Origin of the sequence: Streptomyces bambusae (genome assembly GCF_020532645.1) — a bacterium.
GTDB lineage: Bacteria > Actinomycetota > Actinomycetes > Streptomycetales > Streptomycetaceae > Streptomyces > Streptomyces bambusae.
Map to the genome: position 1 here is coordinate 1 of NZ_JAJAUZ010000113.1, position 11,156 is coordinate 11,156.

Below are 11,156 nucleotides of genomic sequence, written 5' to 3' on the forward strand. Positions count from 1 at the left end.
CTCACCTCGGTTGGCAATGAGCACCTTGCGCACGGTCGTCCTCTGGTTCTCGTTCTTCCGGTTCTCCGTCCCGCGCCCCGCGGCGGCGGCCCTCACGACGCCGCCCGCCAGGAGCCGGCGGGTGCGCCGAAGCCCCGGGCCCGCGCCCAGGACGCCTTCGCCGCGGTCGGCTCGGGCTCCGCCCCGTCCCCGCCGGTCACCAGCAGCACCGCCATGAGCGCGGCGATCTCCTCGGGGGACGGGTTCCCGCGCACGACCTTCAACATCTCCGTCACGTGGTTCACCGCCGCCTCACGCCGGGGGGTTGCCGTGCTTGCGCGACGGCAGGTCGGCGTGCTTGGTCCGGAGCATCGCCAGCGTGCCGATCAGCACCGAGCGGGTGTCACGCGGGTCGATCACGTCGTCCACGAGGCCGCGCTCCGCTGCGTAATACGGGTGCATCAGCTCGGACTTGTACTCCTTGATCTTCTGCGCTCGGGTGGCTTCGGGGTCGTCGGCCGCATTGATCTCCCGCCGGAAGATGACGTTGGCGGCCCCCTCCGCACCCATCACGGCGATCTCGTTCGAGGGCCAGGCCAGCGACACGTCCGTGCCGATCGACCTGGAGTCCATGACGATGTACGCACCGCCGTACGCCTTGCGCACGACGAGCGAGATGCGCGGCACGGTGGCGTTGCAGTACGCGTAGAGCAGCTTCGCGCCGTGCCGGATGATGCCGCCGTGCTCCTGGTCCACGCCCGGCAGGAAGCCGGGTACGTCCACCAGGGTGACCAGCGGAATGTTGAAGGAGTCGCACGTGCTGACGAACCGGGCCGCCTTCTCGCTGGCGTGGATGTCGAGCACACCCGCGTACGACGAGGGCTGGTTCGCGACGATGCCCACGACCTGCCCGTCCAGCCGGGCCAGCGCGCACACGATGTTCGTCGCCCAGCTCGCGTGCACCTCGAACAGGTCGCCGTCGTCGACGATCTCGGCGATCACCGCCCGCATGTCGTAGGCCCGGTTGGGGTCCGCGGGCACCAGGTCGAGCAGGGCGTCGGTACGCCGGTCGGCGGGGTCCGATGCGGGCACCGCCGGCGGTACCTCCCGGTTGTTCTGGGGCAGCAGCGACAGGAGGTGGCGTACGTCCTCCAGGCAGCTCTCCTCGTCGTCGTAGGCGAAACCCGCGACGCCCGAGACCGAGGCGTGCACGTCCGCGCCGCCGAGGCCGTCCATGGAGACGGACTCGCCGGTCACCGCCTGGACCACGTCGGGACCGGTGATGAACATCTGCGAGGTCTCCCGGACCATGAACACGAAGTCCGTGAGGGCCGGCGAGTACGCAGCACCGCCCGCGCACGGCCCCAGCATCACGCTGATCTGCGGGATCACCCCCGAGTTGCGGGTGTTGCGGCGGAAGATGCCGCCGTAGCCCGCCAGCGCGGTGACGCCCTCCTGGATGCGGGCCCCGGCCCCGTCGTTGAGGGACACCAGCGGGGCCCCGGCCGCCTCGGCCAGGTCCATCAGCTTGTGGATCTTCGCCGCGTGGGCCTCGCCCAGGGCGCCGCCGAAGATGCGGAAGTCATGGGCGTAGACGAAGACCGTACGGCCGTGCACGGTGCCCCAGCCGGTCACGACACCGTCCGAGGAGTACCGCTTCTTCTCCAGTCCGAAGCCCTCCGCCCGGTGCCGGCGCAGTGCTTCGATCTCCTGGAAGGTTCCCTTGTCCAGGAGGAGCTCGATCCGCTCGTGGGCGGTGAGCTTGCCCCGGCCGTGCTGGCGGGCGGTCGCCTCCGGATCCGGCCCCTGCCGGGCGAGGTCCTTGAGAGCGTGCAGTTCGTCGATGCGTTCCCGTGTCGTCACAGCTGTACTCCTTGTGCGGAAGCGGAAGGTCAGGGGGCGACGGCGCCGAGGGCCCGTTCCACGTGCGCCCACTCGGCGGCCGTGGAACCGCCCGCGGCCACGTAGCCGTCGGGCCGGAGCAGCACGAAGCCGGGGGCGCCGCGCCCGACGTGACGGTGGCCCACCAGGTCCGGATGACGGGCGGCCAGTTCCTCGGCACCGCGCACCGCAGCCCCGTCGGCAGGGCCGAGCGTCAGCAACCGGAAGCGGTCCCCGCTGTCCGGGGCGGTGGCCCACAGCGGCGACCGGGTGCCCGGCGCGGGCAGCCCGCGCCGGGTGACGGCGGCACTCCGTGCCGCGGCGCCGGCCGGGTAGCGGACCTTCCAGCCGGCCAGCAGCGGTGCCAGCCAGCGCCCGAGGGCGCCGACCGTGTCCAGGGTCCGCCACGCGGTGTTGCGCACCCTGGCGGCCGCCGGGCCCAGAGTGAACACCTTGAGGAACGCGTGGGTGTTGCCGACGATCTGCTCGGCCGCGTGGCGGCGCTCCGGCTCGTAGCTGTCGAGCACGGCCGGCCGGAGGGTGCCGCGGACCACCCCGCCCAGCTTCCACGCCAGGTTGTGCACGTCCTGGAGACCCAGGTTGAGGCCCTGGCCGCCGAGCGGCGAATGGGTGTGTGCGGCGTCCCCCACCAGGAACACCCTGCCCTGCCGGAACCGTTCGGCGATCCGCTCCGCGCTGCTGAAGTTGTTCACCGTGTCCAGCTCCCGCACCCGCAGCCCGCCGGGACCGCGCTCGTCGAGCAGGCTCTGGACGCCCTCCGGGGTCAGCGGGTGGCCGGGCGCCACGGCGGCGGAGACGCGCACCCGGCCGCCGGGCATCGAGGCGAACACCACAGACCCCGACAGGCCGAGGAAGTAGTGGACGGCGTCGTCCGCCGGGCGCCCGTCCACCCGGCCTTCCGCGAGCAGGAAGTTCACCGGCACGTCGGAGCCCGGGAAGCCGATGCCCACCTGCTCACGGACCCGGCTGCGCACCCCGTCCGCTGCCACCAGCCAGTCGGCTCGGATCTCCAGCGCGCCGCCGGGAACGCCCGCCGAAACCGTCACGCCGGCGTCGTCGGCCTCGACGGCGTCCACGGTGACCCCGCGCTCCACCCGGCCGCCCAGCTCGGTCAGCCGCTGCTCCAGCAGCGCGCACGTCACCTCCTGGGGCAGCATCAGCGGCTCGTTGGCCGCACCCAGCGTGATCCTCAGGGTGCGCCCCCCGGCCAGGTGGTACTGGTTCGAGCGGATCCGCAGACCGCGCCGCTCCGCCTCCTCCAGCACCCCCAGATCCCGGAAGACCCGCAGGGTGGGGGCGTGCAGCTGCACCGCGCGCGAGCCGCGCTGCGGCCCGTCCTGCGCCTCCACGATCCGGGCCTGCACCCCCCGCTGCCACAGGGCGCAGGCCGCGGCGAGCCCCACGGGCCCGGCGCCCACGATCAGTACGGCAGTGCGGTCGGTCATCTCTCGTGTCGCTCCTCGGGAAGGGCCGTCCGGCCGGTCGGAAGGAAGGGCCCGGCGTACGCCGGGAGGGTCGGGGGAGGGGCCGGGGCCGTCGGCCGGGCCGGGCGGGAGCGGGCGGTCCGGCACGCCCGGACCGCCCCCTGCTGCGCCCGCCGTCACGCCCGGCCCCGGGCGGCCGGTGCGGCCTGCCCGGCCAGCCGGTCGCCGACGGCCCGGGCGGTGTCCGCGGCGTACTCCTCGATCATGGAGAAGTGGTGCCCGGTGACCTCCGCCCGCTCATGGGCATGCGGCCAGGCGGCCCGCCAGGCACCGTCCCCGTCCGCGCCCGGCACAGGCAGCCCGGGCACCGGCGCCTCCGGCCGGACCAGCAGCACCGGCGTCTTGAGAGGGACCGGACGCCACGCGTCGAGCAGGTCCAGGTACCGGGCCATGGCCGTGAGCGGTTCGTCCGCGACCGGTCCCAGTTCCGTCAGCCGGGCCGCCATGCCGGCCATCAGCGCCGGTCCGGCCGCGCTGAGGGCGGGGTCGTCCGGCACGTACGTGTCCAGCAGGACCACCGCCTCGGGGAACACACCCGATTCCTCCAGGAGGCGGCACGCCTCGTGGGCGAGGGCTCCGCCCGAGGAGTAGCCCACCAGGACGACCGGACCGCCGGCCGCGATCCCCCGCAGCGCCTCCGCGGCGGCCTCGGCCGCAGCCCGAAGCGAGCCGGGCAGCCGCTGGCCCGCCCGGAACCCCGGCAGTGCCAGCGCGTACACGTCCCGGTCGCCGGCGAACGGGGCCGCGAACCGTGCGAACTGGTGCGGTCCCGAGGTGGCCAGCACGGTCGGGAAGCAGACCAACGGCGCACCCTGCCCCGTCACGAGCCGCACCGGTTCCGGCAGGTCGGCCGTTCCGGGCGCCCCGAAAGCGTCCCGCGCCCCGGCAGCCACCGTCAGCTCCTGCAGGAACTCCGCGCCGGTACCGGCGGCTTCGGCCCGCACGTACCGTTCGCCGAGCGTGCCCGCACCCTCGCCGACCGGGCCGCCCGCCTCGCCACCGGCACCGTCGTTCCCGGTGGTGAGGGCCTCGGCGAGGTGGCGGGCCAGCGCCTCGGGCGTCCGCCGGTCCAGGATCACCCGGGCGGGCAGCCGCAGGCCGGTGGCCGCCCCCAGCCGATTGCGCAGCGCCACGCTCGTCACGGAATCCATGCCGAGCTCCAGGAACTCGCGCTGGGCCGCCACCGACGACGGGTCCGCATGACCGAGGACGGCCGCCACCTCGCCCTGGACCAGCTCCAGCAGGACCGCCCGGCGTTCCGCCGGCGCCAGCCCGGCCAGCCGGCCGAGCACGCTCGCGCCGCCGGTACCACCGGCGACCGCCTGACGGGCCCGCCGGACCTGCGGGATCTCCCCGATCAGCGGGCTCTGCGCCGCGCCCTCGAACACCCGGGTGAACCGGTCCCAGTCGATGTCCGCGAGGACGATCGCGGCCCCCGCCGGAGCGAGTGCCCGCTCGAACGCCGCCAGCGCCGCAGCAGGCTTCAGCAGCGGCAGCCCTCGCCGCCCCAGCCGCTCCCGGCGCGCCTCCTCGCGCGCCTCCTCGTCCGCCGTGCCCGGCTCGCCCTCCCACACGCCCCATGCCTGGGACACCGCCGGCAGCCCCAGCGCCCGCCGCTGCTCGGCCAGCGCATCGAGATGGGCGTTCCCGGCCGCGTGGCCCGCCAGGCCGAGACCGCCGCCGAACACCGCCGTCACCGACGAGAACAGCACGAAGGCGGCGAGGTCCCGGCCGCGGGTCAACAGGTCCAGGTGGCGTGCCCCGAGCACCTTCGTCCGCAGCACCCGCTCCAGCTCCGCGGGTGTCAGCGAGTCGAGCGGCGTGTCCTCCAGCAGCCCGGCCGTGTGCACGACCGCCGCCAGCGGAGCGTCCCCGCCGGGCGCCACCTCGTCCAGCAACGAAGCCAGAGCGGCCCGGTCGGCGACGTCGCACACCACCGCGGTGACCCGGGCAGCGCCCCGCTCCGCCAGGTCCGCCTCCGCCTCGGCGAGCGCCTCCGGCGCGGTGCCCGGCTCGGCGGTCAGCAGCAGGTGCGCCGCGCCCCTGGCGGCCAGCAGCCGGGCGACGTGACGGCCGGGACCGGTGACGCCACCGGTGACCAGCACCGTGCCGGCCGCCGCCCATGCGCCGGGACCGGACCCCCGGCCGTCGTCGGCGCCGCCCGCCGCCGGCACGAGACGGCGCACGAACACTCCTGTGTCACGGATCGCCACCTGGTTCTCGCCGCCGCCGGCCAGCACTGCCGCGAACCGGTCGGCGGCCCGCACGTCCACGGTCTCCGGCAGATCGGCCAGACCACCCCACAGCCGGGCCGCCTCCAGCGCGGCGACCTGCCCCAGGCCCCACAGCTGGGCCTGCCCGGGAGCACCGACCCGGTCGTCCCCGGCCGCCCGTACCGCCCCGCGGGTCACCGACCACACCGGCGCCGCGAACGCGGCTCCGGTCAGAGCCTGCAGCAGCGCCAGCGTCGCCGCCGTACCGGGCGCGGCCGCGGTGTCCGGCCCCTCCGCGGCACCCGCCAGCGCCAGCAGCGACACCAGCCCGGCCACCGGCCGGTCCTGTGCCGCCGCCCCCAGCAGGCGTGCCAGGCCGGCGCGGTCCGCGCCGGCGGCCACCGGGACCGGGACCGGTTCTGCGCCCGCCCGCCGCAGCGCCGCCGCCAGGGCCGAGACCGCCGCGTCCGCGGCCGGACCGCCGTCCGCGGGCGACACCACCAGCCAGCGTCCTGACAGCACCGCCGGAGCGTGGTCGGCCACCGGCCGCCACTCGATCCGGTAGCGCCAGGCGTCGACCGCGGCGAGCTCGCGGCCACTGCGCCGCCACGCGGACAGCGCGGGCAGCAGTTCGCCCACCGCCCGGTCGTCCGACAGCCCCAGCAGGTCCGCCAGCTCCGCCGGATCGGCATGCTCCACGGCGGCCCAGAACACGTCGTCGCCCGCCTCGCCGGCCGGCTCGGCAGCCACCGGCTCGACCCAGAACCGGCGCCGCTGGAACGCGTACGTCGGCAGTTCCACCCGCTCCCGGCCCGGCCCGAACACCGGCCGCCAGTCGGCCGTCCGGCCGCGTACGTAGGCCTCGGCGACCGAGCCGAGGAACTGGGGCAGGTCCCCGCTGCGCCGCCGCAGAGTCCCCGTCACCAGCACCTCGACGCCCGCGTCCTCGGCGGTCTCCTCGACGCCCAGGACCAGCACCGGGTGCGCGCTCGACTCGACGAACACGTCGAAGCCGTCCGCCAGCAGCGTCCGCACCACCGGCTCGAAGGACACCGGCCGGCGGCAGTTCTCGAACCAGTAGCCGGCCGTCAGCTCGGAGCCGTCCAGCACCCCGCCGGTGACCGTCGAGTAGATCGGCACCCGCCCCTTGCGGGGCCGTACGAACGACAGCAGCTCCGCGATCCGCCCGCGCAGCGGGTCGACCTGCGCGCAGTGCGAGGCGACGGTCGCCGGCACCACCCGGGCCCGGACCCCGCGCTCCTTAAGCCCGGCCACCAGCTCGTCCAGCGCCGCCGGTTCACCCGCCACCGTCACCAGGCGCGGGCTGTTCACACCGGCGATCGCCAGCCGCTCCCCGTACGGTTCGAGCAGCCCGGCCAGTTCATCCCGCGACAGGGCGACCGAGGCCACCGCACCCTTGCCCATCAGTTCGTCGGCGAACAACTGCGAGCGCAGCACCACGATGCGGGCCGCGTCCTCCAGCGTGAGCGCCCCCGACACGCAGGCCGCCGCGATCTCGCCCTGCGAATGCCCGACGACGGCGTCAGGCTCCACCCCGTGGTGGCGCCACAGTTCGGCCAGCGACACCATCACGGAGAACAGCACCGGCTGGACGACCTCGATGAGGTCCAGCGACGGCGCCCCCGGCCGCTCCCGCAGCACGTCCTCGACCGACCAGTCCACGTGTGCGCCGACCGCGGCGTCGCACTCCCGCAGCCGCGCGGCGAACACCGGCGCGGTGTCGAGCAGCCCGACCGCCATGCCCGCCCACTGCGACCCCTGGCCGGGGAACACGAACACGGTACGGCCCCGCTCCGACGCCACCCCGCCGACCACGTGCGCGGCCGCCTCGCCCGTGGCCAGCGCCTCCAGCCCGCGCTGCGCCTCCTCGGCGCCGGCCGCCAGCACCACCGCCCGGTGGTCGAGCGCCGACCGCGTCACGGCCAGCGAGTGCCCGACGTCCGCCGGGGACAGCCCCGGGTTGTCACGCAGATGGGCGCGGAGCCGGGCGGCCTGGGCGCGCAAGGCGTCCGCACTGCGTGCCGACAGCAGGTACGGCACCAGCGGCGGCTCGGCGGCCGGCTCGGGGCTGTCGGCCGGCTCGGGTGCCGGGACCGGCTCCGGCGCCTGCTCCAGCACCACGTGCGCATTGGTGCCGCTCATCCCGAACGCGGACACACCCGCCCGGCGCACCCGGCCGCCGTCCGGCCACGGCTGCGCCTCGGTCAGCAGCTCGACGTCGCCGGCCGTCCAGTCCACGAAAGGCGTGGCCTCGTCGGCGTGCAGGGTGCGCGGCAGCACTCCCCGCCGCATCGCCTCGACCGTCTTGATGACTCCGACCACGCCCGCAGCGGCCAGGGTGTGCCCGATGTTGGACTTCACCGAACCCAGCCACAGCGGCCGGCCCGGCTCCCGCTGCTGCCCGTAGGTCGCCAGCAGCGCCTGTGCCTCGATGGGATCACCCAGCCGGGTTCCGGTGCCGTGCGCCTCGACGGCGTCGACATCGGCCGGGGCCAGCCCGGCGGCGTCGAGCGCGGCGCGGATGACGCGCTGCTGCGAGGGGCCGTTGGGGGCGGTGAGACCGTTGCTCGCACCGTCCTGGTTGACCGCGCTGCCGCGGACCACGGCCAGCACCCGGTGCCCGTTGGCGACCGCGTCCGACAGCCGTTCCACCACGAGGACGCCCACGCCCTCCGCGAAGCCGGTGCCGTCCGCATCCGCCCCGAACGCCTTGCACCGCCCGTCCGGCGCGAAGCCCCGCTGCCGGCTGAAGTCCACGAAACCCGTGGGCGTCGCCATCACCGTCACTCCGCCGACCAGCGCCAGCGAGCACTCGTCGCGGCGCAGCGCCTGGGCCGCGAGGTGCAGGGCGACGAGCGAGGACGAGCACGCCGAGTCGACGGTCACCGCCGGGCCCTCCAGCCCGTACAGGTACGAGACCCGTCCCGACAGCACGCTCGTGGCCGAGCCCGTCATCCGGTACGCCTCGATCTCCTCGGGCGCGGAGGTCAGCAGCACCTGGTAGTCGGAGGTGACGCAGCCGGCGTACACGCCGGTGCTGCTGCCGCGCAGTGCGGCCGGGTCGATGCCCGCCCGTTCCAGCGCCTCCCACGACGCCTCCAGGAACAGCCGCTGCTGCGGGTCCATGGCGAGCGCCTCGCGCGGCGAGATGCCGAAGAACTCCGCGTCGAAGTCGGCGGCGTCGTACAGGAAGCCGCCGTGCCGCGTGTACGACTTGCCCGGCCGGTCCGGCTGCGGGTCGTACATCCCGTCGACGTCCCAGCCCCGGTCGGAGGGGAACCCGGAGATCGCGTCCGTGCCCTCCTCGACGAGCCGCCACAGGTCCTCGGGGGAACGGACCCCGCCCGGCAGCCGGCAGCTCATGCCGACGATCGCGATCGGCTCGTTGTGCGCGTCCGTGGTCTCCTGGAGCTTCAGCCGGGTTTCGCGCAGTTCGACCGTGACCCGCTTGAGATAGTCCCGCAGTTTTGATTCGTCAGACATCGCTTTCCTCATGGGCGTACGGACAGGGGGGCGGTCATCCGGGTCAGGACGAACCGAGCTCGGAGTCGATGAGGTCGAACAGGTCGTCGTCGTCCGCGCCGTCGAGCAGCCCGGCGAGCTCGTCGGCGGACCCTTCGACGCGCACGGGCGGGGCGGCGGGGGCGGGCTCGGGGCCGGTCCCTTCGCCGTGCTCGGCGGGGAACAGTTCCGCGACGATGTGCCCGGCGAGCGCCACGGGCGTCGGGTGGTCGAACACGAGGGTGGCCGAGAGGCTCAGGCCGGTCGCCGCGTTCAGCCGGTTGCGCAGCGCCACCGCGGCGAGCGAGTCGAAGCCCAGCTCCTTGAGGGACCGCCGTGCCCCGACCGCCTCCTTCCCCGGGTACTGGAGCGCGAGGGCGATCTCCGCCCGTACGAGGTCCAGGACGTGCCGCTCGCGCTCCGGTGCGGAGGCGTCGGCCAGCTGCTCGGCGAGTCCGGGACCGGTCTCGGTCTCGGGCGCGTCGGCCGGTTCGGCCGCGCCCGTGGTCGCGCCGGCCGCTGCCGCGCCGGCGGTCTTCGCCCGCCAGGACGCGAGTGCCGGGAGCGCCCCGCCCAGTGCGGCGGCGGCCTCGGCACCCAACGCCTCGGTGAGCACCGCCAGGTCCGCCCGCTCCACCGCGTCCCAGAACCGGGCCTCGGCCGGGCCGGCAGCAGGGGTCCGCGAGGGGTCAGCCTCCATCCAGAACCGGCGGCGCTGGAAGGCGTACGTGGGCAGATCGGCCCGGTCCGCATCCGAACCGGCGTACACCGCGGACCAGTCGACGTGCGCTCCGTGCACGAAGGCCGAGGCGACGGCCGCCGCGAAGGTGACCGCCTCGGGACGGCCGCGGCGCAGCGCGGGCGCCACGGTCACGGCAGGGCCCGGGCGTCCGTCCAGCGCGGACTGGGCGAGCGCGCTCAGTACGGCGTCGGGGCCGAGTTCCACCAGGGTGGTGACGCCGGTGCCGGTCAGCGCGGTCAGCCCGTCGTGGAAGCGGACGGCCTCCCGGACGTGCCGGACCCAGTACCCGGGGTCGGTCAGCTCCCCGGGCTCCGCCGTGCGGCCGGTCACGTTGGACACGACCCGGATCTGCGGCTCCTGGAACGAGAGACCGTCGAGGACCGACCGGAACTCCGCGAGCATCGGCTGCATGTGCGGTGAGTGGAACGCGTGGCTCACGCGCAGCCGGCGGGTCTTGTACCCCTCGGCGGTGAACCGCGCCTCCAGCTCCGCGACGGCGTCGGCGTCACCGGACACCACCGTGGACGCGGGCCCGTTGACGGCGGCCACCGAGACCTGCTCCTCGCGGCCGCCGAGTGCGGCCAGGACGACGTCCTCCGGGGCGAGCACGGAGAGCATGGCGCCGCCGGTGGGCAGGGCCTGCATCAGCCGGCCGCGGGCGGCGACCAGGGTCGCCGCATCGGCGAGCGACAGCACACCGGACACGTGGGCCGCGACCACCTCGCCGATGGAGTGGCCCAGCAGTGCGTCCGGCCGCAGACCCCAGGACTCCGCCAGCCGGAACAGCGCCACCTCGAGGGCGAACAACGCGGCTTGCGTGTACGCCGTCTCGTCGAGCAGCGCCGCCTCGGGAGACCCTTCGGCCGCGAGGACGAGGTCGGTCAGCGGGCGGTGGAGGTGTCCGGTGAACGCAGCCGCCACCGCGTCGAGTGCCTCGGCGAACACCGGCTGGGAGTCGTACAGTTCACGGCCCGCGCCGGGGCGCTGGCTGCCCTGGCCGGTGAACAGGAAGGCCGTCGCGCCGGTGCCGTCGTCCGTCCCGGAGCGCGGGCCGCGCACCAGAGTGGGGGCGTCGCCTCCGGCCGCCAGGGCGGACAGCCCCGCCCGGACGCCCGCCGCGTCCGCCGCCACGATCACCGCCCGCCGGTCCAGGACGGCCCGGGTGGTGGCCAGCGAGAAGCCGAGGTCGGCGGGGTCGGCGGCCGGGCCCGGCTCCGCGAGGAGCGCCGCGAGGCGTTCGGCCTGACCCGCGAGCGCACCGGCGGACCGGGCGGACAGGGGGAGGACGGTCACGGTGGGGGTGGTGGTGTGGGC

At 75.4% G+C, this 11,156-nt stretch carries 5 protein-coding genes; all 5 read right to left on the reverse strand.

The features are described 5' to 3' along the window. Positions 1 to 92: 92 nt before the first annotated feature. Complete coding sequence (locus tag LG634_RS36950; RefSeq protein ID WP_226740863.1) at positions 93 to 266, reverse strand: acyl-CoA carboxylase subunit epsilon; 174 nt, start codon at positions 264 to 266, stop codon at positions 93 to 95. 25 nt (positions 267 to 291) lie between these two features. Beyond that, positions 292 to 1,842, reverse strand: a complete 1,551-nt coding sequence (locus LG634_RS36955) for an acyl-CoA carboxylase subunit beta (RefSeq protein WP_226740856.1) — start codon at positions 1,840 to 1,842, stop codon at positions 292 to 294. Positions 1,843 to 1,871: 29 nt separating this feature from the next. Then, the gene (locus LG634_RS36960; protein WP_226740858.1) at positions 1,872 to 3,326 is read right to left on the reverse strand and encodes an FAD-dependent monooxygenase; all 1,455 of its coding nucleotides are present in this window, start codon (positions 3,324 to 3,326) and stop codon (positions 1,872 to 1,874) included. A gap of 155 nt (positions 3,327 to 3,481) precedes the next feature. Then, positions 3,482 to 9,082: a type I polyketide synthase gene (locus LG634_RS36965; RefSeq protein ID WP_226740860.1), complete on the reverse strand. Its 5,601-nt coding sequence runs from the start codon at positions 9,080 to 9,082 to the stop codon at positions 3,482 to 3,484. Positions 9,083 to 9,125: 43 nt separating this feature from the next. Continuing rightward, positions 9,126 to 11,156, reverse strand: a 2,031-nt coding sequence (locus LG634_RS36970) for an acyltransferase domain-containing protein (protein WP_226740861.1), incomplete at its 5' end; no start/stop codon positions are given.